Origin of the sequence: Nocardioides massiliensis (assembly GCF_030811215.1) — a bacterium.
Lineage (GTDB): Bacteria > Actinomycetota > Actinomycetes > Propionibacteriales > Nocardioidaceae > Nocardioides_A > Nocardioides_A massiliensis.
The window spans coordinates 3699033-3725767 of record NZ_JAUSQM010000001.1 but is presented as its reverse complement, the minus strand read 5'-3'; the positions used below and the strand labels follow the sequence as shown (position 1 = coordinate 3725767).

The following is a 26735-nucleotide window of genomic DNA, read 5'->3' as shown; positions in this document are numbered from 1 at the left end:
GCTAGGGTCGGTTCCATGTTCGCCGTCTACGCCTCCACGTTCTCCTCCGACGACCCGTTGTCCGGGCTGGTCCTGGGCGACCTCCCCGAGCCCGAGCTGCCCGACGGGTGGGTGCGGGTCCGCCTGAAGGCGGCCTCGCTCAACCACCACGACCTGTGGTCGCTGCGGGGCGTCGGACTGCGCGAGGAGGCCCTGCCGATGATCCTCGGCTGTGACGCCGCGGGCATCGACGAGGACGGCAACGAGGTCGTCGTGCACGCGGTCATCAGCTCTCCGGACTGGACCGGCGACGAGACGCTGGACCCGTCGCGCTCGCTGCTCAGCGAGAAGCACCCCGGCACATTCGCCGAGACCGTGATGGTGCCGCGCCGCAACGTGGTCCCGAAGCCGCAGTCGCTGTCGTTCGAGGAGGCCGCCTGCCTGCCGACGGCGTGGCTGACCGCCTACCGGATGCTGTTCACCCAGGGCGGGCTCAAGGCCGGCGACACCGTGCTCGTGCAGGGTGCGGGCGGGGGAGTGGCCACCGCGCTGATCGTCCTGGGACGCGCTGCCGGCCTGCGAGTCCTGGCGACGAGCCGGGACGAGGCGAAGCGCTCGCGCGCCCTGGAGATCGGCGCCCATGAGGTCTTCGAGTCCGGCGCCCGGCTCCCGGTCAAGGTCGACGCCGTGATGGAGACCGTCGGCCGCGCGACCTGGTCGCACTCGATCCGCTCCCTGCGTCCCGGCGGGTCCCTGGTGATCTCGGGGACCACGTCGGGCCCGAAGCTCGACGACGCCGAGCTCACGCGGATCTTCTTCCTCCAACTGCGGGTGCAGGGCTCCACCATGGGCACCCGCAGCGAGCTCGCATCGCTGGTCAGCCTCCTCGACGCCACCGGCAGCCGTCCCCTCATCGACCGCACGCTGCCGCTGAGCGAGGCGCGCGACGGCTTCGCCGCGATGGCGCAGGGTGACGTGTTCGGCAAGATCGTCTTCACCCTCTGATGGCCATCTACCTGCTCACCGGTGCCGGCTCGGGCATCGGCGCCGCACTGGCCACGGTCCTCCACGAGCGCGGCGACGAGCTCGTCCTTCTCGCCCGCTCCGGCGAGCGCGCCGAGGAGCTGAGCTCCCGCTACCCCGGGGCCCGGGCACTCGTGGCCGACCTCGCCGAGGCCGACGCCGTCGCCGGGCTCGCCGCCGACCTGCCCGCGCGCCTCGACGGCGTGGTCCACTCCGCCGGTGTGGTGGAGCTGGGGGACGTCGAGGGCCAGGACCTCGGGGCGTGGCGACACACGTTGGAGGTCAACCTCCTGGCCCCGGTCGCCCTGACCCGCGTCGCGCTACCCGCCCTGCGTGCGGGGGCCGGTCGGGTGGTGCTCGTCAACTCCGGCCAGGGCCTCGGCGCGGCGCCGGGCTGGGCGTCGTACGCCGCCTCCAAGCACGGCCTGAAGGCCTTCGCGGACTCACTGCGCCAGGAGGAGAAGGCCCACGGCGTCCAGGTGATCAGTGTCTATCCCGGACGCACGGCGACGCCGATGCAGGAGCAGGTGCACGCGCACGAGGGAGCGCCGTACGACGCGCGTGCCTGGACCCGGCCGGAGTCGGTGGCCGCGACGATCGTGCACGCGCTCGACATCGGCGCCGACGCGGCGCTCACCGACATCACGGTGCGCCCGGGCCGCTAGTCCTCGGGGTCGTCCAACCGGGCGAGCCAGGTCGCGAGCCGCTCGACCGGCACCTCGAAGTCGGGGTGCAGGTCGACGAACTCGACCAGCCGCTCGGCGAGCCACGCCAGGGTGACCTCCTCGTCACCCCGGCGTCGCTCGAGCTCCTCGATCCCGCGATCGGTGAAGTACACGGCGCGATCCGCTCAGGAGAAGGCCTGCGCGAGCAGCGCCTTCTGCTCCTCGACGTGGCGCGACTGCTGGCCCACCGCAGGAGACGTCGACTCCGGACGCGAGACCCGGTAGAACGGCACGTCCAGCTCGCCGGTGAGGTGCAGGGCCATGTGCGGCCACGGGCCCATGTTGGCCGGCTCGTCCTGCACCCAGCGGACCTCCTGGAGGTTGGGGAAGCGGGAGAGCTCCGCCTTGATCTCCTCCAGCGGACGCGGGTAGAGCTGCTCCAGCCGCACGATGCCGGTCGACGGCTTGTCGGCCTCGCGCTTGGCGCGCTCGACCATCAGGTCCCACGTCACGCGACCGCTGCACAGCAGCACCTTGCGCACGGACTCCGGGTCGACCATGCCGTCGCCGATGACCGGGCGGAAGACCGTGTCGCCGGTGAAGTCCGACGGCTGGGAGGCCGCCTCCTTGCGCTTGAGCATCGACTTCGGCGTGAAGACGATCAGCGGGCGGTGCTGCTCGCTGAGCGAGTGCTTGCGCAGCAGGTGGAAGTAGCTGGCCGGGGTCGAGGGCTGCGCGACGACGAAGGCCTCCTCGGCCGCCATCGTCAAGAAGCGCTCGATGCGGGCGGACGAGTGGTCCGGTCCCTGGCCCTCGTAGCCGTGGGGGAGCAGCAGGACGACGCCCGACTGCTGGCCCCACTTGGTCTCACCCGAGGTGATGAACTCGTCGATGATGGTCTGCGCACCGTTGACGAAGTCGCCGAACTGGGCCTCCCACAGGACCAGCGCCTCGGGGCGGGCCACCGAGTAGCCGTACTCGAAGCCGAGCGCGGCGTACTCCGAGAGCAGCGAGTCGTAGACGTAGAACTGCGCCTGGTCCTCGGTGAGGTTGGCCAGCGGGGTCCACTCGTCGGCGTTGGTGCGGTCGATGATCGTCGCGAAGCGCTGCACGAAGGTGCCGCGGCGGGAGTCCTGACCGGCCAGGCGCACCGGACGACCGTCCATGAGCAGCGAGCCGAACGCGAGGATCTCGCCGGTGCCCCAGTCGATCGGGCCGTCGACGATCGCCGCGGCCCGGCGCTGCAGCTGCGGCTGCACCTTCGGGTGGACGACGAAGCCCTCCGGCGGAGAGGTGTAGGCGTCCGCGATCCGCTTGAGGGTCTCCTGGGTGATCGCCGTGGGGGGCTCGAGCGCGCCGGACTTCTCCGGGTAGTCCGGGACCGTCATCCACTCTTCCGGCCCGCTGGTCGCCTCGCGCACCTCGGTGAAGACCCGCTCCAGCTGCTGCTGGTAGTCCCGCAGGACCTGCTCGGCCTCCTCGATGGTGATGTCGCCACGACCGATGAGGGACTCCGTGTAGAGCTTGCGCACGGAGCGCTTCTGCTCGATGAGGTCGTACATCAGCGGCTGGGTGTAGCTCGGGTCGTCACCCTCGTTGTGACCGCGGCGGCGGTAGCAGACCAGGTCGATGACGACGTCCTTGTTGAACGCCTGGCGGTACTCGAAGGCCAGCCGGGCGACGCGGATGCACGCCTCGGGGTCGTCGCCGTTGACGTGGAAGATCGGCGCCTGGACCATCCGTGCGACGTCGGTGGAATACAACGACGAGCGCGAGGAGGCCGGCGAGGTGGTGAAGCCGACCTGGTTGTTGACGATGACGTGGATCGTGCCGCCGGTGCGGTAACCCCGCAGCTGCGACAGGTTGAGCGTCTCGGCCACGACGCCCTGCCCGGCGAACGCCGCGTCGCCGTGGATCAGCAGGGGGAGGACCGGGTACTCGGCACCGCGGTTGAGCACGTCCTGCTTGGCGCGGGCGATGCCCTCCAGGACGGGGTCCACAGCCTCCAGGTGGGACGGGTTCGCGGCGACGGACACCTTGACGGTGTCGCCCTTGCCGGAGGCGAACTCGCCCTCGGCGCCGAGGTGGTACTTCACGTCGCCGGAGCCCTGCACGGTGCGGGGGTCGATGTTGCCCTCGAACTCGCGGAAGATCTGGCCGTAGCTCTTGCCGACGATGTTGGCTAGCACGTTGAGCCGACCGCGGTGTGCCATGCCGATGCACACCTCGTCGAGCGACTCCTCCGCGGCCGCCTCGCAGATCTCGTCGATCAGCGGGATCGTGGTCTCGCCGCCCTCGAGGCTGAACCGCTTCTGCCCGACGAACTTCGTCTGCAGGAAGGTCTCGAAGGCTTCGGCCTGGTTGAGCTTGAGCAGGATGCGCAGCTGCTCCTCGCGCGGCGGCTTCTGGTGCGGCCGCTCCACGCGCTCCTGGATCCACCGGCGCTGCTCGGGGTCCTGGATGTGCATGTACTCGATGCCGACCGTGCGGCAGTAGGAGTCGCGCAGCGTCCCCAGGATGTCGCGCAGCTTCATGAACGGGCGGTTGTTGCCGCCGAAGGACCCGGTCGCGAACTCGCGGTCGAGGTCCCACAGGGTCAGCCCGTGCGTCTCCACCTCGAGATCGGGGTGGCTGCGCTGGCGGTACTCGAGGGGGTCGGTGTCGGCCATGATGTGGCCGCGCACGCGGTAGGCGTGGATCAGCTCGAGGATGCGCGCCTGCTTGCTGATCTCGTCGTCGTGGTTGGTCGAGATGTCAGCAGCCCAGCGGATCGGCTCGTAGGGGATCCGCAGCGACCGGAAGATGTCGTCGTAGAAACCCTCCTCGCCGATGAGCAGCTGGTGGATGCGACGGAGGAACTCGCCCGACTGCGCGCCCTGGATGACCCGGTGGTCGTAGGTCGAGGTCAGCGTCATGATCTTGCTGACCGCGTTGCGGGTGAGGGTCTCCTCGGAGGCGCCCTGGAACTCCGGCGGGTAGTCCATCGAGCCGACGCCGATGATCGTGCCCTGGCCCTTCATCAACCGCGGCACCGAGTGGCTGGTGCCGATGGTGCCGGGGTTGGTGAGGCTGACGGAGGTGCCCTGGAAGTCGGCGACGGTGAGCTTGTTGTTGCGCGCCTTGCGGACGACGTCCTCGTAGGCGGTCCAGAACTGCGCGAAGTCCATCGACTCCGCTGCCTTGATGGAGGGCACGAGCAGCTGGCGGGTGCCGTCGGACTTCTGCTGGTCGATGGCCAGGCCGAGGTTGACGTGGGCAGGCGTGACCAGGTGCGGCTTGCCGTCGATCTCGTCGTACGACGCGTTCATCTCCGGCATGCCGGCGAGCGCCCGCACCAGCGCGAAGCCGATGAGGTGGGTGAACGACACCTTGCCGCCGCGTGCGCGCGCCAGGTGGTTGTTGATCACCGTGCGGTTGTCGATGAGGAGCTTGACCGGGATGTTGCGCACGCTGGTCGCGGTCGGCACGGACAGGCTGATGTCCATGTTCTTCGCGGTGCGCGCCGGCGCACCGCGAAGGACGGTGACCTCGGGCTCCTTGTCGGCCTCGGGCTCCTCGTGCTTCTCGGGCTGCTTGGAGACCGGCGGGGTAGCGGGTCGCGAGGCCGACGTCGCGGCCTTCTCGTTGCGCTGGGTGGTCTGCTTCTGCGCCTTGGCCTCGACCTTCGTGCGCGAGTCGCCCTGGGCGGCCGCGTCGGAGGAGGACGACGAGGGCTTGCGCTCGGCGGCCGGGACGCCGGAGGCGACCGGGGCCTCGGCGGCGTCGCCGCCCTGCTCGGGGGCCGTGGCGCGTGCCGCCGGCTTCGCGCCGGGGGACCGGCTCGAGCCGGCGGTGGCGGTGGACGCGCCGTTGGTCGCGCCCTGGTTCGCGAAGTACTCGTGCCACGCGGGATCGACACTGGACGGATCCCGTTGGTAGGCCTCGTACATCTCCTCGACCAGCCACTCGTTGGCACCGAAGTCGGTGCCCGGGGCGGTCGCGGTGTCTACGGAGGTGTCAGAGGAGCGGTCACGGGGTGACTCGGGCACGGCTGCGTTCGCCTCTTCCGGTGCGTCATGCGAGTGTGTGGGTGCGGCTCCAAGGCTAGTCCGTCACCGCAAGGATCCGCACGCTGGTCCTCACCCCAGGAAGGAATGCTCGTCGTGGCCCTACGCAGACCCCGTCTGCAGGTCCCAGCGACCACGTCCACCCCGGTTGTCGCACCCGTTCTCGCCCTTGCACTCGCGCTCATCGTGACAGGGTGCACCGAGGACGATCCGCCGCCCCCCTCGCCGTCCCCGACGCCGTCGGCCACCGCGACGCCGACGCCCCAGCCGCAGGCGGCGCCCCTCGACGTCACGATCGCCGACGCGGCGGGCCGGCTGCCGCGCGCGGCCCGGAAGATCGCCACCGCGCGCGTGGAGAGCACCGTCGGCGGTTATCTCGAGGGCGCCTTCCTCGGCGACTTCCCCCGCACCCGGTACGCCGACGCCTGGACGCACTTCACACCCGCGGCCACGCGCCTGGCCCGGCGCGACCTCGGGCTGCTCACCCACGCCGACCGGGGTGCACGCATCGCGTCGGTGGTCCCGGTGCGCCAGGAGGTCCGGGTCCGAGCGCTCGCGCCCCGGCGCAAGATGATCGGCGGCACCGCGCGGGTGCGCCTGGTCCTGCGGGTGACCGATGTCGACGGTGCGGTGCAGCGCGTGCGGATCGCCGGCCGGCTGCTGCTGACCCGCGCCCCCGACCGGACGTTCCGGATCTTCGGCTACGACCTCGAGCGGTCCTCGGGTCCGCTGCGCGCTCCTGCTGCTCCTGGAGGTGACGCATGAGGAAGGTCCTGCTGCGCTGGCTTCCGCTCGGTCTGGTGCTGGCGCTCGTCGGCACCACCGTGCCGGACTCGGCGTACGTCGAGCCGCCCGCCGCCCTGGTGCGGGTCGCGTCCGACGACGGCCGGGCCCAGGGGATCGGCCGCGATCCGGCGGTCACCTGGATCCTCGCGATCGGCTCCGACGCGCGTCCGGGCCAGCCGGTCCTGCGCAGCCGTGCCGACGCGATCCAGCTGGTCGGCCTCAACGCCCGGACCGGGCACGCGGCCGCGCTCGGCATCCCGCGCGACTCCTACGTCGACATCCCCGGCCACGGCCGCAACCGGGTCAACGCCGCCCTCACGTTCGGCGGGCCGGAGCTGATGGCTCGCACCGTGGCGGGCATGACCGGGTTGCGCCCCGACTACGTGATGGTGACCAGCTTCGGCGGCTTCGAGCGCATGGTCGACGCCATCGGCGGCATCACGGTCAACTCGCAGTACGCGTTCTCCGACGTCGTCCGGCCGCGCGGCTACCGGGTCGGGAAGAACCGGCTCAACGGTCTGCAGGCCCACGTGTTCGCCCGGCTCCGCAAGCCGTTCCCCCGCGGGGACTTCGACCGTTCGGCCAACCAGCAGCGGGCGATGTTCGGGATCCTGCGGGAGATCCGGAGCAAGGTGGACCGGCCCGGCTTCATGGAGCGCGGCACCCTCGCGGCGATCCGCAACCTGTCGACCAACCTCGGTCCGATCGAGGCCTTCCGGCTGGCGCACGCCGTCGGTCAGGTCCGGCCGGCCCGCGTGCGCGCCTGCGTGCTGCGCGGCGGCACCGGCATGGCCGGAGCGGCGAGCGTGGTGTTCCCGGACCTGGGACAGGCGCGGCGCTTCGCGCGGAAGGCGGGTCGGGACGCGCGCCTGGAGGGCGGCTGCGGCTGACGGGCGAAAAAGTGCCCCCGGCAGGATTCGAACCTGCGACTCCTGGTACCGGAAACCAGTGCTCTATCCCCTGAGCTACGGAGGCGAAGCCCGGCGCAGCAGAACTGCCGGCCGGGCTGGGCGGGACTCTACAGCCGGAGGGCGGGGCCCGGCGAATCGGGGCGGCGTCGATACGCTGGGCCGGTGACCCCTGACCAGCTCGCCACCGCTGTCCGCGACGTCCTGACCGGACTCGTCGCCGACGGTGCCATCGCCCTCGACGCCGCCGACGTACCCCAGGACGTCACGATCGAGCGACCCCGCCAGAAGGGTCACGGCGACTACGCGACCAACGTCGCGCTGCAGCTGGCGAAGAAGGCCGGCACCAACCCGCGCGAGCTCGCTGCGACGCTCGCCGAGCGGCTCGCGGAGCAGGCGGGGGTCGGTGGCGTCGAGGTCGCCGGTCCGGGCTTCCTCAACATCACCGTCGATGCCGGCGCGCAGGGCCAGGTCGCCGCGCAGGTCGTCCGCGCAGGGGAGCGGTACGGCGCCAACGACGCGTTCGCCGGCGAGCGGATCAACCTCGAGTTCGTCTCCGCGAACCCGACCGGGCCGATCCATCTCGGCGGCGTCCGATGGGCGGCCGTGGGCGACGCGCTGGGCCGGATCTTCACGGCCTCGGGCGCGCAGGTCACTCGCGAGTACTACTTCAACGACCACGGCTCGCAGATCGACCGGTTCAGCTCCTCGCTCCTGGCCAGCGCCCGCGGCGAGGCCGTGCCCGAGGACGGCTACGGCGGGCAGTACATCCACGACATCGCCGCGGCCATCGTCGCGCAGCGCCCGGACGCGCCGGGCCTGCCCGACGCCGAGGCGCAGGAGGTCTTCCGCGCGCTCGGCGTCGAGATGATGTTCGCCGAGATCAAGCAGAGCCTCCACGACTTCGGCGTCGACTTCGACGTCTACTTCCACGAGGACGACCTCCACAGGAGCGGCGCCGTCGGCCGTGCCGTCGACCGGCTGCGCGAGCTCGGCAACGTCTACGAGCAGGACGGGGCGGTCTGGCTCGCCACCGAGCGCTTCGGCGACGACAAGGACCGGGTGATCATCAAGTCCGACGGGCAGGGCGCCTACCTCTCGGGCGACCTGGCCTACTACCTCGACAAGCGCGAGCGCGGGTTCGACCGCTGTCTGATCATGCTCGGTGCCGACCACCACGGGTACGTCGGCCGGATGATGGCGATGTGCGCGGCGTTCGGCGACCAGCCGGGCACGAACCTCGAGATCCTCATCGGCCAGATGGTCAACCTGGTCCGCGACGGCGAGCCCATGCGGATGTCGAAGCGCGCCGGCACCGTCGTGACGATCGACGACATCGTCGGAGCGCTCGGGGTGGACGCCGCGCGCTACGTGCTCGCGCGCTACAGCTCCGACTCCAACATCGACATCGACCTCGACCTGTGGACCAAGGCGTCGAACGACAACCCGGTCTACTACGTGCAGTACGCCCACGCCCGGGTCGCGTCCCTGCTGCGCAACGCCGCCGACCTCGGTCTGACCGCTGACGACCAGGTCGACACCAGCACGCTCGTCCACGAGAAGGAGGGCGAGCTGCTACGTGCCCTCGCGGAGTTCCCGCGGGTGGTGGCCGCGGCCGCCGAGCTACGCGAGCCGCACCGGGTCGCGCGCTACCTCGAGGAGACCGCGGGGATCTACCACCGCTTCTACGACAACTGCCGGGTGCTGCCGATGGGTGATGAGGAGGCGGGCGACCTGCACCGCGCGCGGCTGCTGCTGGTCGCCGCGACCCGCGTCGTCCTCGCCAACGGACTGCACCTGCTCGGCGTCTCGGCGCCCGAGCGGATGTGAGGGGCTGTCATGCGTGCACATGAGGCCGGTTGGGCCCACGCCGAGGGCGCTCGTGGCCCGACGTGGCTGCAGGTGCCGGCGGACGTCAACGACCTGGTCGCGCACCTGTGGTCGTCCACCGCCCGCAAGGTCGACGGGGTCCTCGAGGTCGGGGGCGTCCCGATGACCGACCTGGTCGCGGAGCACGGGTCGCCGGCGTACGTCCTCGACGAGGTGGACTTCCGCCAGCGCGCCGCCGCCTTCCGCGACGCGTTCGCCGACTACGACGTCTACTACGCCGGCAAGGCGTTCCTCTGCACCACCGTCGCGCGCTGGGTGGCGGAGGAGGGGCTGCGTCTCGACGTCTGCTCGGCCGGAGAGCTCACGGTGGCACTGGCGGCGGGCTTCGAGCCAGCGTTCATCGGCTACCACGGCAACAACAAGACCGGCGCGGAGCTCGCCCGGGCCGTGGAGGCCGGGGTCGGGCGGATCGTCGTGGACTCCTTCCTGGAGGTCGAGCGGGTGGCGGAGATCGCCGCCCGGACCGGCCGTCGGGTGGGGGTGATGGTGCGCGTGACCGCCGGGGTGGAGGCGCACACGCACGAATACATCGCGACCGCGCACGAGGACCAGAAGTTCGGCTTCTCCATCACCAGCGGTGACGCCCTCGAGGCCGTACGCCGCGTGCAGGCGGCCGCGCCCGAGGGTGACGGCGGCGGGCTACTGCTGCTCGGTCTGCACTCGCACATCGGCTCGCAGATCTTCGACTCCTCGGGGTTCGAGGTCGCTGCGCGACGCGTGCTCGCGCTGCACGCGACCGTCGCGCGCGAGCTCGGCGTACAGATGCCCGAGATGGACCTCGGGGGTGGCTTCGGCATCGCCTACACCACCCAGGACGACCCGAGCACCCCGCAGCGGCTGGCCGAGGAGATGTCGGCGATCGTCGCCTACGAGTGCCGCGCACTCGACCTGCCGGTCCCGCGGCTGTCGATCGAGCCCGGTCGGGCGATCGTCGGGCCGGCGATGTGCACGGTCTACGCCGTCGGCACGGTGAAGCCGGTGGCGCTCGACGGCGGCGCCCGCCGCACCTACGTGTCGGTCGACGGCGGCATGAGCGACAACATCCGCACCGCGCTCTACGACGCCGACTACAGCTGCACGCTGGCCAGCCGTTCGTCCCACGCGACCCCGATCCTGTCGCGGGTCGTCGGCAAGCACTGCGAGGCCGGCGACATCGTGGTCAAGGACGAGTTCCTGCCCGGAGACATCGCTCCCGGCGACCTGGTCGCCGTGCCGGGGACCGGCGCCTACTGCCGCTCGATGGCCAGCAACTACAACCACGCGCTGCGGCCGCCGGTCGTCGCCGTCCGCGACGGGGTGGCGCGGGTCGTCGTACGCCGCGAGACCGAGGACGACCTCCTGCGCACCGACGTCGGCTGGACCGGTCCATCTCAGGGGACGGACGCGGACGCCGCCGGACCTGCGGTCGCGGCCGGGTGAGGTGAGAATGCCAGGCATGGATTCCGGGAGCGACACTGCCCACGACTCGGGCGTCAAGCGACTGCGCGTGGCCCTCCTCGGCTGCGGCTCCGTCGGCAGCCAGGTGGCAAGGCTGCTGCACGAGCAGGCCGGTGACCTCGAGGCACGGGTCGGCGCTCCCGTGGAGCTCGTCGGTGTCGCCGTACGCCGGCTGGACGCGCCGCGCGAGGTGGACCTGCCCACCGAGCTGCTGACCACCGACGCCGAGGCGCTGGTACGCCGCGACGACGTCGACCTGGTGGTGGAGGTCATCGGCGGCATCGAGCCGGCACGGTCGCTGATCCTGGCCGCGCTCGAGCACGGCGCCTCCGTCGTCACCGCCAACAAGGCGCTGCTCGCCGAGGACGGCAGCACGCTCTTCGCCGCCGCGGAGAAGGCCGACCGTGACCTCTACTACGAGGCGGCCGTGGCCGGTGCGATCCCGATCATCCGTCCGCTGCGCGAGTCGTTGGCCGGCGACCGGGTCACCCGCGTGCTCGGCATCGTCAACGGCACCACCAACTTCATCCTCGACAAGATGGACACCACCGGGGCGGGCTTCACCGAGACCCTGGAGGAGGCGCAGGCGCTCGGCTACGCCGAGGCCGACCCCACCGCCGACATCGAGGGCTTCGACGCCGCGGCGAAGGCGGCGATCCTCGCGAGCCTGGCGTTCCACACCCGGGTCACCGCCGCCGACGTGCACCGCGAGGGGATCGTCGACATCTCCGCCTCCGACATCGCCGGTGCCCGCGACATGGGCTGCGTGGTGAAGCTGCTGGCGATCTGCGAGCTCGTCGAGGGAGACCACGGCACGGCCGTCTCGGCGCGCGTCCACCCGGCGATGATCCCGCGCAGCCACCCCCTGGCGAGTGTCCGGGAGGCCTACAACGCGGTCTTCGTCGAGAGCGAGGCCGCCGGTCAGCTGATGTTCTACGGCCCCGGTGCCGGTGGTGCACCCACCGCCAGCGCGGTGCTCGGTGACCTCGTCACGGCCGCCCGCAACCGGCTCAGCCGGGTGCGCGGCGTGGGAGAGTCCGCCTACGCGCAGCTGCCGGTGCTGTCGATGGGGGAGACCACCACCCGCTACCACGTGCAGATCGACGTCGACGACCGCACCGGCGTGCTCGCCGCGGTCGCCCAGGTGTTCGCCGAGCACGAGGTGTCCATCCAGACCGTGCGGCAGGAGGGCCGAGGCGTCGACGCCCAGCTGGTCGTCGTCTCCCACCGTGCCTCCGACGCCGCGCTCGCTGCGACCGTCGAGGCGCTGCGTGCCAAGGAGTACGTCCACGACGTGTCGTCGGTGATGCGTGTCGAAGGAGAGAGTGACCAGTGACAGCCCACCAGTGGCGCGGCGTGATCGAGGAGTACCGCGACCTGCTGCACATCCCGGAGCAGACCCCGACGGTCACCCTGCGCGAGGGCGGTACGCCGCTCGTGGAGAGCCGTTGGCTCAGCGGCCTGACCGGCGCTGAGGTGTGGCTCAAGGTCGAGGGCAACAACCCCACGGGGTCGTTCAAGGACCGCGGCATGACCGTCGCGCTGTCGGTCGCCGTCGGCGAGGGCGCGAAGGCCGTCGTCTGCGCCTCCACCGGCAACACCTCCGCCTCGATGGCCGCCTACGCCGCGGCCGCCGGGATCACGCCGCTCGTGCTGGTCCCGCAGGGCAAGATCGCCGCCGGCAAGATGGCGCAGGCCGTCCTGCACGGCGCGCAGGTGATCCAGGTGCGCGGCAACTTCGACGACTGCCTGCGCATGTGCCGCACGCTCGCCGAGGACTATCCGGTCGCCCTGGTGAACTCGGTCAACCCGATGCGCATCGAGGGCCAGAAGACCGCCGCGTTCGAGATCGTCGACATGCTCGGTGACGCACCCGACTTCCACGTGCTGCCCGTCGGCAACGCCGGCAACATCACGGCGTACTGGAAGGGCTACTGCGAGTACGCCGAGGCGGGCGTGAGCACGAAGCACCCGACCATGCTGGGCTGGCAGGCCGCCGGTGCGGCACCGCTGGTCGCCGGGGCGCCGGTGGCCGAGCCCGAGACGGTCGCCTCGGCCATCCGGATCGGCAACCCGGCCTCCTGGGACGCCGCCGTCGCCGCGGCCACCGAGTCCGGTGGCGCGTTCCGCTCCGTGACCGACGAGCAGATCCTCGCCGCACAGCGCGAGCTCGCGGCACGCGACGGTGTCTTCGTCGAGCCGGCGTCGGCGGCCGGTGTCGCGGGGATGCTCCTGGAGCACGCCGAGGGCCGCGACCTCGGGGGCTCCCGGGTGGTCGTCACCGTGACCGGTCATGGGCTCAAAGACATCGACACCGCCCTGTCGACCTTCTCCGACCTCGTCGACGTCGTGGTGGACGCCGACACCGACGCCGCGGCCGCCGCGGCCGGCCTGCGCTGACCGCCCATGCCCACACCGCGCGTCATCGAGGTCTCGGTGCCGGCGAGCAGCGCGAACCTCGGTCCGGGCTTCGACTCGCTCGGTCTCGCGCTCGGCTTCCGCGACGTCGTGCGGGTCGAGGTCGCCGACCGGCTCGAGATCACGGTCGAGGGGAGCGGCTCGGGCGACGTCGCGCTCGACGAGACCCACCTGGTGCACCGCGCCCTGGCGGCGACCTTCGAGCAGCTCGGGCGCCCTGTGCCGCCGGTGCGGCTGAGCTGCCGCAACCGCATCCCGCACGGCCGCGGTCTGGGCTCGAGCTCGGCCGCGATCGTCGCGGGCATCGTCGCCGCGCGGGCGCTCGTGCCGGGTGGCTCCCTCGTCCTCGACGACCGGGCCGCGCTCGATCTCGCGGGTCGGCTCGAGGGGCATGCCGACAACGTCGCCCCAGCCTTGCTCGGCGGGTTCACCGTCGCCTACGAGACCGCCGACGGCTACCACGCCACGCAGCTCGCGGTGGACCCACGGATCCGGGTCGTCGTCCTGGTCCCGGCCGAGGCCGTGAAGACCACCGCCGCCCGGGCGCTGCTGCCGGCGCAGGTCCCGCATCGCGACGCCGCGCGCAACGCCGGTCGCGCCGCGCTCCTGGTCGCCGCGCTCACCGGTCGTCCTGAGCTGCTCATGGATGCCACCGAGGACGCGCTGCACCAGGACTACCGCCGTCCGGCGATGCCCGGCACGTGTGACCTCGTCACCCGGCTGCGCGCCCAGGGGGTGCCGGCGGTGATCTCCGGCGCGGGTCCCTCGGTGCTGGCGTTCGTGGGCGAGCGAGACGTCGAGCAGGTGGCCGCGTTGGCGCCCGTGGGCTGGGAGCCGCTCGCACTCGCGGTGGATCTCGACGGCGCACAGGTCTGTTAGGGTGGCGCCGCGCAGCAGGCCCGGTGGCGGCACCGTCGAGACGCCGACCATGGTCGTGATCGCCGCGCACACCTCCCCGTGATCCCGGCGCCGCCGGTGGCCCGCTCTGGTGCCACGACGCCGCGACGCACCGGTGAGGCCCGCCATCTGTTCCCGCCGTGCCAGACGTGGGCGGCACTCAACGTGGGAAGGACCTCACGTGACCGAATCCAGCCAGACCCCCGCCGAGCAGGCTGTCACCGAGAAGCCGGCGTCGAGCCGCCGTCGCTCCAGTGGCGGCGGCCTCAGCTCTCTCCTGCTGCCCGAGCTCAAGCAGCTCGCCGGTGGGCTGGGGATCAAGGGTGCCGGCGGCATGCGCAAGGGTCAGCTGATCGAGGCGATCCAGGCCGCGCAGGGTGGAGGTCAGCCCGCGCAGCCGGAGAAGAAGCCCCTAGCCGAGAAGCCCCGGGGCGAGACGCCCCAGGCCGAGAAGCCGCAGGCCGAGAAGCCGCAGGCAGAGAATCCCGCCGAGAAGCCCGCCGAGCAGTCGGAGCAGCGTCCGCGGCAGGACCGGCAGGACCAGCAGGAGCGCCCGCAGCGGTCCGCGGAGAAGCAGCCGCAGGACAAGCAGCAGGACAAGCAGCAGGACAGGCAACAGGACAAGGGCCAGCAGGACAAGCAGCAGGACAAGGGCCAGGCCCAGGACGGCGATGACGACGGTGGCAGCCGGCGCAACCGGCGCCGCCGCGGGCGGGATCGGGAGCGCACCCGCGGGACCCAGCGCAACGAGCCCGACACCCAGATCCTCGAGGACGACGTGCTCGTCCCGTGCGCGGGCATCCTCGACGTCCTCGACAACTATGCGTTCGTCCGGACCAGTGGCTACCTGCCCGGCCCCGACGACGTCTACGTCTCGTTGTCGATGGTGCGCAAATACGGTCTGCGCCGCGGCGACGCGATCACGGGTCAGGTGCGCCAGCCGCGCGAGGGGGAGCGCAAGGAGAAGTTCAACCCGCTCGTCCGCATCGAGTCGGTCAACGGCGTCGAGCCCGAGACGGCCCGCACCCGGCCGGAGTTCTCCTCGTTCACGCCGTTGCACGCCTCGGAGCGGTTGCGGCTGGAGACCGACGCGCAGAACCTCACCGGTCGCGTCATCGACATCACGGCCCCGGTCGGCAAGGGTCAGCGCGGTCTGATCGTGTCGCCGCCCAAGGCCGGCAAGACGATGGTCCTGCAGTCGATCGCGAACTCCATCAGTGCCAACAACCCCGAGGTCCACCTCATGGTGGTGCTGATCGACGAGCGGCCCGAGGAGGTCACCGACTTCCAGCGCACGATCAAGGGCGAGGTCATCGCCTCGACGTTCGACCGGCCGGCCACCGACCACACGACCGTCGCCGAGCTGGCGATCGAGCGGGCCAAGCGGCTGGTCGAGCTCGGCCACGACGTGGTCGTCCTGCTCGACAGCATCACCCGCCTCGGGCGTGCCTACAACCTGGCGGCGCCCGCGAGCGGTCGGATCCTGTCGGGGGGAGTGGACTCCTCCGCGCTCTACCCGCCGAAGAAGTTCTTCGGCGCCGCGCGCAACATCGAGGACGGCGGCTCGCTGACGATCCTCGCCACCGCGCTGGTCGAGACCGGCTCGAAGATGGACGAGGTGATCTTCGAGGAGTTCAAGGGCACCGGCAACATGGAGCTGCGGCTGCGCCGGGAGTTCGCCGACAAGCGGATCTTCCCGGCGATCGACGCGGTCGCCTCCGGCACTCGGCGCGAGGAGCTCCTGATGGGGGAGGAGGAGCTCGCCATCGTCTGGAAGCTGCGCCGGGTCCTGTCGGCACTCGAAGGACAGCAGGCGCTGGAGCTGTTGTTGGAGCGACTGCGCAAGTCGCACAGCAACATCGAGTTCCTCACCCAGGTGCAGAAGACGACGCCCACACCCGGCGCCCGCGACACGGACTGACAGGGCGCGGGCGCGGGACGCGTTCGAGAAGCGCCGGTGCCACGGGCCGTGCGTCGTTATGCTGACGGCCGCAAGGCTCGGAAGGGGTCGATAGCTGTGGCACGGATCGTGGTGGCCGACGACGACGGAGACATCCGCGACCTCGTCGTCTTCAAGTTGCGCCAGACCGGCCACGACGTGCTTGCCGTCGAGGACGGTGCGGCAGCGGTCGAGGCCTGCCAGGCCGAGGTCCCCGACCTGGTCATCCTCGACCTGATGATGCCGGGGATGAGCGGCCTCGACGCTGCGCGTGCGTTGCGTGAGCAGGACGCCACGAGCGCCCTGCCGATCATCATGCTCACCGCGCGCGCCCAGGAGACCGACATCGAGCAGGGTTTCGCGGCGGGGGCCGACGACTACGTCGTGAAGCCGTTCAGCCCGCGCGAGCTCGCCGGGCGGGTCGACGCCCTGCTGGCCCGCAAGTCCGGCTGAGAACGAGCCGCCCCGGCGGAATACCCGCACCGGGGCCGGGCGTTGTGGCGGTGGTCGGTGCCGGATTGGTGTGAACGCCCGTGTGTGCGGCACACTTGTCGGCTGGTTCCGGTTCACGTGTCCGCGTTCGGCGGAGCGACCCGGCGACCCGAACCCCCGAGAGGAAATCATGCAGAAGGACATCCACCCCGCTTACAACGAGACCCAGGTGACCTGCACCTGCGGCGCCTCGTTCACCACGCGCAGCACCTCGAGCACCGGCTCGATCCACGCCGACGTCTGCTCGCAGTGCCACCCCTTCTACACCGGCAAGCAGAAGATCCTCGACACCGGTGGTCGCGTCGCCCGCTTCGAGGCGCGCTACGCCAAGAAGGACGCCAAGAAGGACGCCGCGCAGTAGCACTTCCGACGCCGGTCCCCTGCGCTCTCGCCGAGCCGGGGACCGGCGTCGTCGTCTGTGGAAGCCGGTCGGGGACCGGGCAGCGAGGGTGACAGAAGGGAGCGCGGGGTGTTCGAGGCCGTCGCTGCACTGCGCGATGAGCACGCCGAGCTCGAGCAGCGCCTGGCCGACCCGGCGGTCCACTCCGACGCCGGGTTGCTGCGCCGCCTGCATCGGCGCTACGCCGGGCTGAGCGCCGTCCTGCGCGCTCACGACGAGTGGGGCGCCGCCACCGAGGACCTCGGGGCGGCCCGCGAGCTCGCGGCCGAGGACTCGGCGTTCGCCGAGGAGGTCCCCGCCCTCGAGCAGCGGTTGGCCGCCGCCGAGGAGCGGTTGCGGCACCTGCTCGTGCCGCGCGACCCGGCCGACGACAAGGACGCGATCGTGGAGATCAAGTCCGGCGAGGGTGGCGAGGAGTCGGCGTTGTTCGCCGGCGACCTGCTGCGGATGTACACCCGCTACGCCGAGCAGCGCGGTTGGCGCACGGAGATCCTCGACGCCACCCCCTCCGACCTCGGCGGCTACAAGTCCGTCACCGTGGCCGTGCAGGCCAGCGGCACGCCGGCACCGGGGGAGGCGCCGTACGCCCAGCTGAAGTTCGAGGGCGGCGTGCACCGCGTGCAGCGGGTGCCGGTCACCGAGAGCCAGGGGCGCGTCCACACGTCGGCCGCGGGCGTCCTCGTACTGCCGGAGGCCGAGGAGGTCGACGTCGACATCTCCGACAACGACCTGCGCATCGACGTCTACCGCTCGTCGGGGCCCGGCGGGCAGAGCGTCAACACGACCGACTCCGCGGTCCGGATCACCCACCTGCCGACCGGCGTCGTGGCGAGCTGTCAGAACGAGAAGTCGCAACTGCAGAACCGGGAGCAGGCCATGCGGATCCTGCGGGCGCGGCTGCTCGACCTCGCCCAGTCGGCCGCCGACGCGGCGGCCTCGGACGCGCGGCGCCAGCAGGTGCGCACCGTGGACCGGTCCGAGCGGATCCGCACCTACAACTTCCCGGAGAGCCGGATCTCCGACCACCGCACCGGCTACAAGTCCTACAACCTCGACCAGGTGCTCGACGGGGCGCTGGGTCCGGTGGTCGCCGCCAGCATCGAGGCCGATCTGGCCGCCCGGCTGGCGGCGCTCGAGGAGACCGGGTGAGCCACGCCCGCGCCGTGCAGGCGGAGGCCGCCCGCCGGCTCACCGCCGCCGGGGTCGCCTCGCCGGAGACCGATGCGGCGCTGCTGCTCGCGCACGTGCTGGGGGTCTCGCGCGGCAATCTCGTGCTGGTCGACGAGGTCGCTGCCGAGCAGGAGGCGGCGTACGACGCGCTCGTCCGCCGCCGGGTGGCGCGCGAGCCGCTGCAGCACCTGACCGGCACCGCCGCCTTCCGGCATGTCGAGCTCGCCGTCGGCCCCGGGGTGTTCGTGCCGCGACCCGAGACCGAGCTGCTGGCGGGATGGGCGATCGAGGAGGCCCTCGCGCGTGCGGCGGACGGCGTACGCCCGGTGGTGGTGGACCTGTGCACGGGCTCGGGCGCCATCGCACGAGCGGTTGCCGATGAGGTGCCCGATGCCCGGGTCCATGCCGTGGAGCTCGATGAGTCGGCGTGGGCCTGGGCCGCGCGCAACCTGGCCGACACCGGGGTCGACCTGCGCCAGGGCGACATGGCCGACGCCTTCTCCGACCTCGACGGGAGCGTCGATGTCGTGGCCTGCAACCCGCCCTACATCCCGGTGGAGGCGTGGGAGTCGGTCGCGCCGGAGGCGCGCGACCACGACCCGGCGTTGGCCCTGTGGTCGGGGCAGGACGGGCTCGACGCGTTCCGCGTCCTCGAGCGCACCGCCGCCCGGCTGCTGCGCCCCGGCGGGGTGCTGGGGGCCGAGCACGCCGACGCCCAGGGCGACAGCGCGCCGGCCGTCTTCGTCGCGACCGGCCGCTGGCAGGACGTGCGCGACCACCGCGACCTGGCGGGCCGTCCCCGCTTCACGACCGCGCGACTGGCACGATGACCCGGTGGACGAGCCCGTGACCCCCGGACCAGAGCGCGAGCCCGCGGAGACCCTCTTCGACACCGCCGACTCCGACGCGCGGGAGGCTGGCGTCAGTGCCGCCACCCTCGCGGTGCAGCGCGGTGAGCTCGTGGTCCTGCCCACCGACACCGTCTACGGCGTGGGCGCCGACGCCTTCGACCCCACCGCCGTGCGGCGCCTGCTGCGCGCGAAGGGACGCGGACGCGAGATGCCTCCGCCGGTGCTGGTGTCGGCCGCCGGGACGCTCGACGCCCTCGCGATCGGGGTGCCGGTCTATGCGCGCACCCTGGTGGAGGCGCTGTGGCCGGGACCGCTGACGCTCGTGTGCCGCCAGCAGCCGTCGTTGCAGTGGGACCTGGGCGACACCCGCGGCACGGTCGCGGTGCGCATGCCCGACCACCCCGTCGCCCTCGAGCTGATCGGCCGGACCGGTCCGCTGGCGGTGAGCAGCGCGAACCGCACCGGTCTGCCCGCCGCCACCGACGCGTACGGCGCACGCGAGATGCTCGGCGACCGCGTGGCGGTCTACCTCGAGGCCGGGCCCACGCCGGCGTCCGTGCCGTCCACCATCCTCGACGTGACCGGTCCGGTCGGCCGGATCCTGCGCGCGGGGGCCGTGACCCGTGAGCAGCTCGACGCCCTGGTCGCCGACCACGGCACCCACGTCGAGGACCTCGGGTAGGTCCGGTGCGCGAGTACCTCCTGGTCTTCCTCGTCGCGGCCGCCGTCACCTACCTGCTGGGGGTGGTCGCGCGCGAGGTGGCCGTGCGGACGGGGGCGGTCGCGCAGGTGCGGGACCGCGACGTGCACGCCGTCCCGATCCCGTACTTCGGGGGAGTGGCGATGCTCGGCGGCCTCGTCGCGGCGTACGTCGTCGCGCAGTCCCTGCCGTTCCTGTCCACGGCGCAGGCGACCGTCTTCGACGACGCCGGGACGGTGCTCGTGGCCGGAGCGCTGATCTGCGCGGTCGGCGTGCTCGACGACCTGATCGAGCTGAACCCGCTGATGAAGCTCGGGGGACAGGTCGCGGCCGCCGGCTTCCTGGTCCTCAACGGCGTGCAGTTCTACTTCATCATCCAGCCCGGCGGCGGCCAGATGACGCTGGACACCCTGCAGGCCCAGCTGTTCAGCATCCTGTTGGTCGTGGCGACCGTGAACGCGGTCAACTTCGTCGACGGACTCGACGGGCTCGCCGCGGGAGTGGTGGGGCTGGGCGCGGTGGGCTTCTTCGTCTTCTCCTACACGCTCGCCGATGCCAACGACGAGACGTTGGCGATCACCGCGGCGCTGCTGTGCGCCGGGCTCGCGGGCGTGTGCGCCGGCTTCCTGCCGCACAACTTCTGGCCGGCGCGGATCTTCATGGGCGACTCCGGATCGATGCTGCTCGGCCTGGTCCTCGCCGGCTCGGCGCTGACGCTCACCGGTCAGTTCACCCCCCGCGTCTTCGTCGACGGCACGGGCGGCGACACGAGCTTCCTGCCCGTCCTGATGCCGGTCCTGCTTCCCGTCGCGATCCTGATCGTGCCGTTCGTCGACTTGGTCCTCGCCGTGGTTCGGCGTACGGCGGCCGGCCGCTCGCCGTTCGCCCCGGACAAGCAGCACCTGCACCACCGGCTGCTGGAGATCGGGCACTCCCACCGTCGCGCGGTCCTGATCATGTGGCTGTGGGCGGCGCTGCTCGCCGTCGGCAGCGTGGTGGCGAGCCTCTACTCCGGCCCCGCCACCTGGGCGGCACTGGGTGCGTGGGCGGTGCTGACCGTCGTCGCGACCTTCTCCCTGCCTCGGGTGCGGACGTCGTTGTAACGTGCCAATGCGGGCGCACGGTGACTTTGTGCTAGTTTTCACAAGCGCCTCTCGGAGGTGCTGCCTTGACCGTTCCCGCACAGAATGGCCACCGCCGTGATGACGACCGCCCCGCGCCCGGACGCCTCCGTCCCGGCCCGCCCGGCGCCGGTCGTCCCGCCGATGGGGGCGTTGCTGGTGGCCATGGCGGCGACAGCCGTCACCGGCATCGTGACCGTGGTGCTGGCCGCCGTCCTGGCCGGGGACGCCGCCGCTGAGGCCGCGATGGTCGGTGCAGGGGTCGCGCTCGGGTTCTTCGTGCTCGGCGCGTTCTTCCTGCACTTCGCCGCGGGCGTCATGCCCGGCGCCTCGCTCGCGCTGGCGATGCTCACCTACACCTTCCAGGTGCTTGCCCTCCTCGCGCTGTTCGTGGGCGCGACGCAGGCCGGCTGGCCGGCGACCGACACCGCCCGCTCGTGGTTCGCCGCGGCCGTGATCGCGGGCACCGTCGCCTGGACCGTGGGCCACGTCGTGGCCGCCGTTCGCACGCGCCAGCCGCTCTACGACCTGCCGACGATCCCCGACGAGAAGGCGGGTGCGTGATGACCTGCGCCGGCTGCTATCGTCCGGTGCGCGATGACGTCGCGACCCGATTCCGGTGGACCTGCCTCTCCTCCGAGCCCCGATCCCTGGCAAGCCTTCAGCTACCTCGTCTCCGGGGTGCTGGTCTACGGCCTGCTCGGCTGGTTGGCGGACCGGTGGCTGGGCACCTCCTACCTGGTCGCGATCGGCATCGTGGTGGGCGCCGGATTCGGGGTCTACATGGTCGTGAAGCGGTTCGGTGTGCAGGACGCGCCTCCCGGCTCACGGCCGCAGGACGGCCCCTCGACGAAGCAGTAGAGATGCAGAAGAAGGAGACACGGCGTTGACCGCTGCCACCTTGCTCGCCCCGGTGCTGCCGATGGCTTCCGGCAACGGCTTCACGCCGCCCGGACCGAGGGACTTCGAGCTTCCGCCGATCTTCGGCGACGTCACGAAGCCGATGGTGCTCATCGTCCTCTCGACGGTGCTGATCTTCGCGGTGACCTACGCGATGGCCCGCAAGGCCGCCGTGGTCCCCGGCCGCCTCCAGTTCGCGGGCGAGTTCGCCTACGGCGCCGTACGCAACTCGATCGCGCGCGACAACATCGGGTCCGAGCACTTCGTGAAGTTCGTGCCGTACCTCTTCTCGTTGTTCGCCTTCGTCCTGGTCAACAACTACTTCGGCCTCATCCCGCTGCTGCAGTTCCCCTCGTTCTCCCGCGCGGGCATGGCCTACGGCCTGGCGGCACTGACGTGGCTGCTCTACAACGGTGTCGGCATCTGGAAGCACGGCTTCCTCGGCTACCTGAAGCACACCTGCATCCCGGCCGGGGTCAGCGGCATCATGCTCCTGCTGATCGTCCCGCTGGAGTTCTTCTCCAACATCCTGGTCCGCCCCGTCACGCTGGCGCTGCGTCTGTTCGCCAACATGTTCGCCGGCCACCTGCTGCTGATCCTCTTCGCCCTCGGCGGTGAGTACCTCCTCTTCGAGGCCTCCAGCTCGGTGATGAACATCTTCGGTGGCGTCATGTCGTTCGTGATGTTCTTCGGCATCTCGACCCTGGAGCTGCTGGTCATGTTCCTCCAGGCCTACGTCTTCACCCTGCTGACCGCGATGTATGTCGGCGGCGCGCTCGCCGACGAGCACTGATCGGTCGGCCCCCCGCACCACAACTGCACAACCGCTCCATCAGCAAGTCCCGCACAGCGACGCGGCCCTCGCGTCACAACGAAAGGAAATGCCGTGGAAGGCACCCTCAACATGCTCGGCTACGGCGTCGCGACCATCGGTCCCGGCATCGCCGTCGGCCTGATCTTCGCCGCCTACATCAACGGTGTCGCCCGCCAGCCCGAGGCGCAGGGCCGTCTGCAGACGATCGCCATCCTGGGCTTCGCGCTCGCCGAGGCGCTCGCGATCATCGGTATCGCGCTCGCCTTCGCGCTCTAATCAGTCCTGTCGAGTCCATCGAACGAGGTGACCCATGAATGAGACCGTCCTGGCCGCGGAGGAGCTGAACCCGCTCGTCCCGCACCTGTCGGAGCTCATCCTCAGTGCGGCGTTCTTCCTGCTGCTGGTCTTTCTCATCACGAAGTTCGTGGCTCCTCGCTTCGAGCAGGCCTTCGCGGAGCGCACTGCCGCGATCGAGGGTGGGATCGAGGCGGCCGAGTCCAAGCAGGCCGAGGCCGACGCGAAGCTCGCCGAGCTCGAGCAGCAGCTGAGCGAGGCACGGCACGAAGCCGCACGGATCCGTGAGGAGGCCCGCGAGCAGGGGGCCGCCATCGTCGCGGAGATGCGCGAGCAGGCCCAGGCCGAGGCTGGCCGCATCGTCGAGCACGGCAAGGCGCAGATCGATGCCGAGCGGCAGCAGGCCGTGACGCAGCTGCGTGCCGAGGTCGGCGCCCTGGCGACCGGTCTGGCCGGTCGCATCGTCGGGGAGAGCCTCGACGACGAGGCCCGGCAGAGCCGCATCGTCGACCGGTTCCTCAGCGAGATCGAGGCCGGCGAGTCGGCAGGACAGGGCGGAGTGCGCTGATGGACTTCCGCGGGGCATCGGCCGCGTCCTTCGCCGCCGTGCGTGCCGAGCTCGACTCGGTGGCGGCGCAGGGCGACCTGGCGCGCGTTGCCGACGACCTGTTCACGGTCGCGGTGATGCTGCGTGACGAGCCCGCGCTGCGGCGCGTCGCGACCGACGTGTCGCTGCGTCCCGAGGCCAAGCAGGGGCTCGTGGAGGAGATCCTGGGCAGCCGGGTCAGCGCCGGGGCGCTGGCGGTCGTCAAGACCGCCGTCGCCCAGCGGTGGACCGCCACCCGCGACCTCCCGAACACGCTCCAGCGGGTCAGCGAGATCGCGGTCGTGCTCTCGACCGAGGATGCCGACCGCCTGGCCCACGAGGTCTTCGCCGCGGGGGAGGTCGTGCGTAGCAACCCGGAGCTGCGCGACGTGCTCTCCGACCCCGCGCGTTCCACCGCCGACAAGACGGCGCTGGTCGACCAGCTCTTCGGCGCGAAGGTCTCCCCGGCGACCAGCACCCTGCTCAAGCAGGCGCTGGCCGGGAACTACCGCACCTTGAACGTCGCCCTGGAGAGCTATCGCCAGGTGGTCGCCGAGGTCAACGATCGCCTCGTGGCCACGGTCCGCGTCGCGAAGTCGCTCAGCGAGGCCGACCAGCAGCGACTCACGTCGGCGCTGTCCGGTCAGTACGACCGACCCGTCCATCTCGACGTGGTCGTCGACCCGGCCGTCATCGGCGGCCTGCGTGTCGAGATCGGTCACGACGTCATCGACGGCACCGTGGCCGGCCGTCTCGACGAGGCCCGCCGCCAACTGGCCGGCTGACCGCCCACCCCCTGAACACACCTGAGGAAAAGGAAGAGTGATGACGGAGCTTTCGATCCGTCCGGACGAGATCCGCGACGCCCTGCAGCGTTTCGTGGCCGACTACCAACCGGACGCCGCGACCCGCGAGGAGGTCGGCACGGTCGCCGAGGCCGGTGACGGCATCGCCCGGGTCTCCGGCCTGCCCTCCGCCATGGCCAACGAGCTGCTCGAGTTCGAGGACGGCACGCTCGGCATCGCCCTGAACCTCGACACCCGCGAGATCGGTGTCGTCATCCTCGGTGACTTCGACCAGATCTCCGAGGGCCAGACGGTCCGCCGCACCGGCGAGATCCTGTCGGTCCCCGTCGGCGAGGGCTACCTCGGCCGTGTGGTCGACCCGCTGGGCAACCCGATCGACGGTCTCGGCGAGATCGCGACGTCCGGTCGTCGCGCCCTGGAGCTGCAGGCTCCGTCCGTCGTCCAGCGCAAGTCGGTCCACGAGCCGCTCGCGACCGGCATCAAGGCGATCGACGCCATGACGCCGATCGGTCGCGGCCAGCGCCAGCTGATCATCGGTGACCGCGCGACCGGCAAGACCACGATCGCGATCGACACGATCATCAACCAGAAGCAGAACTGGGAGTCGGGCGATCCCGCGAAGCAGGTGCGCTGCATCTACGTCGCCATCGGTCAGAAGGGCTCGACCATCGCCTCCGTGCGTGGCGCCCTCGAGGAGGCCGGCGCGCTGGAGTACACCACCATCGTCGCCTCGCCGGCCTCGGACTCCGCCGGCTTCAAGTACCTCGCGCCCTACACCGGCTCCGCCATCGGCCAGGAGTGGATGTACGACGGCAAGCACGTCCTCATCGTCTTCGACGACCTGACGAAGCAGGCCGAGGCCTACCGCGCCGTGTCGCTGCTGCTGCGCCGCCCGCCGGGCCGTGAGGCGTACCCCGGTGACGTCTTCTACCTGCACAGCCGGCTGCTCGAGCGGTGCGCCAAGCTGTCCGACGAGATGGGCGCGGGCTCGATGACGGGTCTGCCGATCATCGAGACCAAGGCCAACGACGTGTCGGCGTTCATCCCGACCAACGTCATCTCGATCACCGACGGCCAGATCTTCCTCCAGTCGGACCTGTTCGCCTCCAACCAGCGCCCGGCCATCGACGTCGGTGTGTCGGTGTCCCGCGTCGGTGGCGCGGCGATGACCAAGGCGATGAAGGCCGTGACCGGTTCGCTGAAGGTCGACCTCGCGCAGTTCCGCGCGATGGAGGCGTTCGCGATGTTCGCCTCCGACCTCGACGCCGCGTCGCGCCAGCAGCTGGCCCGCGGCCAGCGGCTGATGGCGCTGCTGCGTCAGGCGCAGTACTCGCCGTACCCGATCGACGAGATGACCGTCGCGCTCTGGATCGGCACCTCGGGCCGGCTCGACGACGTCCCGACCGAGGACGTGCACCGCTTCGAGCAGGAGTTCCTCGACTACCTGCGGCGCTCGCACGACAACGTGCTGAGCACGATCCGGGAGTCGCTCAAGTTCGAGGACGACACCGAGGCGGCGCTGGCTTCGGCGTACGACTCCTTCCTCGACCAGTTCCAGACCTCCGACGGCCAGTCGATCAAGGCCGGCCGCGAGGAGCACGACGCCCTCGAGGACGAGGACGTCGAGCAGGAGCAGATCGTCAAGCAGAAGCGGGGCTGAGATGGCCGTATCGCTGCGTGAGTACCGCGCGCGGATCAAGTCGACGGAGTCGATGAAGAAGATCACGCGCGCCATGGAGCTCATTGCTGCGTCCCGCATCATCAAGGCGCAGCAGCGGGCGCAGGCGGCCGCGCCGTACGCCCGTGAGCTGACCCGAGCGGTCTCGGCGCTGGCGACGTTCTCCGACGTCGACCACCCGCTGACCACCGAGCCCGAGAATCCGACCCGGGCCGCGGTGCTGGTCGTGACCAGCGACCGGGGTCTGGCCGGTGCCTACTCCTCCAACGTGCTCAAGGAGGCGGAGCGACTGGTCGAGAAGCTCCGCGAGGAGGGCAAGGACGTCGACCTCTACGTCTCCGGACGCAAGGGGCAGGCGTACTACAAGTTCCGCGGTCGCGACGTGCTGCACAGCTGGTCGGGTCAGTCCGACCAGCCGCAGTACGACACCGCCGCGGAGATCGGCGAGCTGCTCATCGACAGCTTCGTACGCGACGCTGAGGGCGACGCCGGCACCCCCGGTGATGACGCCGACGGGCTGCTCGGCGTGGACGAGGTCCACGTCGTGTTCACCCGCTTCAAGTCGATGCTCGTCCAGGAGCCCACGGCCGTGCGGTTGCTGCCGCTCGAGGTCGTGGAGGGCACCGAGGCGCCCAGCGAGAGCGAGCTGCTCCCGTTGTACGAGTTCGAGCCCTCGCCCTCCGACGTGCTCGACGCCCTGCTCCCGAAGTACGTCCAGAGCCGGATCTACTTCGCCCTCCTGCAGGCGGCTGCCTCCGAGCTCGCCGCCCGCCAGAAGGCGATGAAGGCCGCGACGGACAACGCCGAGGAGCTCATCAAGAAGTACACCCGAATCGCCAACCAGGCCCGCCAGGCCGGCATCACCCAAGAAATCAGCGAGATCGTCGGTGGCGTCAACGCGCTCGCCGATGCGACTGCCGGGAGTGAGTGAGAAC

At 71.2% G+C, this 26735-nt stretch carries 26 protein-coding genes and 1 tRNA gene; 24 read left to right on the top strand and 3 right to left on the bottom strand.

Features of this window, described 5'->3' with window-relative positions; genetic code table 11:
- Window positions 1-15: 15 nt before the first annotated feature.
- Entirely contained in the window at window positions 16-984 is a 969-nt protein-coding gene (locus J2S59_RS18345) for a zinc-binding dehydrogenase (protein ID WP_068120622.1), read from the top strand.
- Window positions 984-1667 carry an SDR family oxidoreductase gene (locus J2S59_RS18340; protein ID WP_068120621.1) on the top strand — a complete coding sequence of 228 codons (684 nt, stop codon included), beginning with the start codon at window positions 984-986 and terminating at the stop codon, window positions 1665-1667. Before J2S59_RS18345 ends, J2S59_RS18340 begins: the two co-directional genes overlap by 1 nt.
- On the opposite strand, the gene J2S59_RS18335 is transcribed toward J2S59_RS18340, so the two are convergent.
- Both J2S59_RS18335 and J2S59_RS18330 read right to left on the bottom strand, forming a co-directional pair.
- Window positions 1664-1840: a DUF6104 family protein gene (locus J2S59_RS18335; RefSeq protein ID WP_181641931.1), complete on the bottom strand. Its 177-nt coding sequence runs from the start codon at window positions 1838-1840 to the stop codon at window positions 1664-1666. The genes J2S59_RS18340 and J2S59_RS18335 overlap by 4 nt on opposite strands.
- Window positions 1841-1852: 12 nt before the next feature.
- Window positions 1853-5695 carry a multifunctional oxoglutarate decarboxylase/oxoglutarate dehydrogenase thiamine pyrophosphate-binding subunit/dihydrolipoyllysine-residue succinyltransferase subunit gene (locus J2S59_RS18330; protein ID WP_306825370.1) on the bottom strand — a complete coding sequence of 1281 codons (3843 nt, stop codon included), beginning with the start codon at window positions 5693-5695 and terminating at the stop codon, window positions 1853-1855.
- Between the two features lie 114 nt (window positions 5696-5809).
- Between J2S59_RS18330 and J2S59_RS18325 the strand changes: the two genes are divergently transcribed.
- Together J2S59_RS18325 and J2S59_RS18320 are read left to right on the top strand one after the other, a co-directional pair.
- Window positions 5810-6478, top strand: coding sequence for a hypothetical protein (locus J2S59_RS18325; protein WP_306825369.1), 669 nt, complete (start codon window positions 5810-5812; stop codon window positions 6476-6478).
- Window positions 6475-7389, top strand: a complete 915-nt coding sequence (locus J2S59_RS18320; protein ID WP_068122312.1) for an LCP family protein — start codon at window positions 6475-6477, stop codon at window positions 7387-7389. The genes J2S59_RS18325 and J2S59_RS18320 overlap by 4 nt, the downstream gene beginning before the upstream one ends.
- 12 nt (window positions 7390-7401) lie before the next feature.
- Here J2S59_RS18320 and J2S59_RS18315 read toward each other — a convergent pair.
- A tRNA-Arg gene (locus tag J2S59_RS18315) sits at window positions 7402-7474 on the bottom strand.
- Window positions 7475-7572: 98 nt separating this feature from the next.
- Between J2S59_RS18315 and argS the strand changes: the two genes are divergently transcribed.
- The 20 genes from argS to J2S59_RS18215 all read left to right on the top strand — a co-directional run bounded on the left by argS (window position 7573) and on the right by J2S59_RS18215 (window position 26731).
- On the top strand, window positions 7573-9237 hold the full coding sequence (gene argS / locus J2S59_RS18310) for an arginine--tRNA ligase (RefSeq protein WP_306825368.1): 1665 nt from the start codon (window positions 7573-7575) through the stop codon (window positions 9235-9237).
- 9 nt (window positions 9238-9246) lie between these two features.
- A complete protein-coding gene (gene lysA / locus J2S59_RS18305) occupies window positions 9247-10716 on the top strand; it encodes a diaminopimelate decarboxylase (protein WP_068122959.1) in 1470 nt (489 codons plus the stop codon).
- A 16-nt stretch (window positions 10717-10732) separates the two neighbouring features.
- Complete coding sequence (locus J2S59_RS18300) at window positions 10733-12070, top strand: homoserine dehydrogenase (RefSeq protein WP_068122956.1); 1338 nt, start codon at window positions 10733-10735, stop codon at window positions 12068-12070.
- Window positions 12067-13134 (top strand): threonine synthase, encoded by a 1068-nt coding sequence (gene thrC / locus J2S59_RS18295; RefSeq protein WP_068122953.1) that lies wholly within the window; start codon window positions 12067-12069, stop codon window positions 13132-13134. The genes J2S59_RS18300 and thrC overlap by 4 nt, the downstream gene beginning before the upstream one ends.
- A gap of 6 nt (window positions 13135-13140) precedes the next feature.
- Entirely contained in the window at window positions 13141-14031 is an 891-nt protein-coding gene (thrB, locus tag J2S59_RS18290) for a homoserine kinase (RefSeq protein ID WP_068122950.1), read from the top strand.
- A gap of 199 nt (window positions 14032-14230) precedes the next feature.
- Window positions 14231-15970: a transcription termination factor Rho gene (gene rho, locus J2S59_RS18285; protein WP_370871516.1), complete on the top strand. Its 1740-nt coding sequence runs from the start codon at window positions 14231-14233 to the stop codon at window positions 15968-15970.
- A gap of 96 nt (window positions 15971-16066) precedes the next feature.
- A complete protein-coding gene (locus tag J2S59_RS18280; protein ID WP_068123000.1) occupies window positions 16067-16441 on the top strand; it encodes a response regulator transcription factor in 375 nt (124 codons plus the stop codon).
- 169 nt (window positions 16442-16610) lie between these two features.
- Window positions 16611-16841 carry a 50S ribosomal protein L31 gene (gene rpmE / locus J2S59_RS18275; protein ID WP_068123002.1) on the top strand — a complete coding sequence of 77 codons (231 nt, stop codon included), beginning with the start codon at window positions 16611-16613 and terminating at the stop codon, window positions 16839-16841.
- 108 nt (window positions 16842-16949) lie between these two features.
- Window positions 16950-18029 (top strand): peptide chain release factor 1, encoded by a 1080-nt coding sequence (prfA, locus tag J2S59_RS18270; RefSeq protein ID WP_068123004.1) that lies wholly within the window; start codon window positions 16950-16952, stop codon window positions 18027-18029.
- A complete protein-coding gene (gene prmC / locus J2S59_RS18265) occupies window positions 18026-18880 on the top strand; it encodes a peptide chain release factor N(5)-glutamine methyltransferase (protein ID WP_068123008.1) in 855 nt (284 codons plus the stop codon). Before prfA ends, prmC begins: the two co-directional genes overlap by 4 nt.
- Before the next feature lie 4 nt (window positions 18881-18884).
- The gene (locus J2S59_RS18260; protein WP_246360505.1) at window positions 18885-19583 is read left to right on the top strand and encodes an L-threonylcarbamoyladenylate synthase; all 699 of its coding nucleotides are present in this window, start codon (window positions 18885-18887) and stop codon (window positions 19581-19583) included.
- A gap of 5 nt (window positions 19584-19588) precedes the next feature.
- Complete coding sequence (locus tag J2S59_RS18255; protein WP_068123011.1) at window positions 19589-20704, top strand: glycosyltransferase family 4 protein; 1116 nt, start codon at window positions 19589-19591, stop codon at window positions 20702-20704.
- Between the two features lie 84 nt (window positions 20705-20788).
- Window positions 20789-21286 (top strand): hypothetical protein, encoded by a 498-nt coding sequence (locus J2S59_RS18250; RefSeq protein WP_068123016.1) that lies wholly within the window; start codon window positions 20789-20791, stop codon window positions 21284-21286.
- Between the two features lie 33 nt (window positions 21287-21319).
- Window positions 21320-21583, top strand: a complete 264-nt coding sequence (locus J2S59_RS18245) for an AtpZ/AtpI family protein (RefSeq protein ID WP_181642393.1) — start codon at window positions 21320-21322, stop codon at window positions 21581-21583.
- A 25-nt stretch (window positions 21584-21608) separates the two neighbouring features.
- Window positions 21609-22415 carry a F0F1 ATP synthase subunit A gene (gene atpB, locus J2S59_RS18240; RefSeq protein WP_306441369.1) on the top strand — a complete coding sequence of 269 codons (807 nt, stop codon included), beginning with the start codon at window positions 21609-21611 and terminating at the stop codon, window positions 22413-22415.
- A gap of 111 nt (window positions 22416-22526) precedes the next feature.
- On the top strand, window positions 22527-22712 hold the full coding sequence (gene atpE, locus J2S59_RS18235; RefSeq protein WP_181642395.1) for an ATP synthase F0 subunit C: 186 nt from the start codon (window positions 22527-22529) through the stop codon (window positions 22710-22712).
- 34 nt (window positions 22713-22746) lie between these two features.
- Window positions 22747-23298, top strand: a complete 552-nt coding sequence (locus tag J2S59_RS18230; protein ID WP_068123024.1) for a F0F1 ATP synthase subunit B — start codon at window positions 22747-22749, stop codon at window positions 23296-23298.
- Window positions 23298-24101 carry a F0F1 ATP synthase subunit delta gene (locus tag J2S59_RS18225; RefSeq protein WP_068123026.1) on the top strand — a complete coding sequence of 268 codons (804 nt, stop codon included), beginning with the start codon at window positions 23298-23300 and terminating at the stop codon, window positions 24099-24101. Before J2S59_RS18230 ends, J2S59_RS18225 begins: the two co-directional genes overlap by 1 nt.
- Window positions 24102-24141: 40 nt before the next feature.
- Complete coding sequence (gene atpA / locus J2S59_RS18220; RefSeq protein WP_068123029.1) at window positions 24142-25782, top strand: F0F1 ATP synthase subunit alpha; 1641 nt, start codon at window positions 24142-24144, stop codon at window positions 25780-25782.
- Window position 25783: 1 nt separating this feature from the next.
- Complete coding sequence (locus J2S59_RS18215) at window positions 25784-26731, top strand: F0F1 ATP synthase subunit gamma (protein WP_068123031.1); 948 nt, start codon at window positions 25784-25786, stop codon at window positions 26729-26731.
- Window positions 26732-26735: the final 4 nt, after the last annotated feature.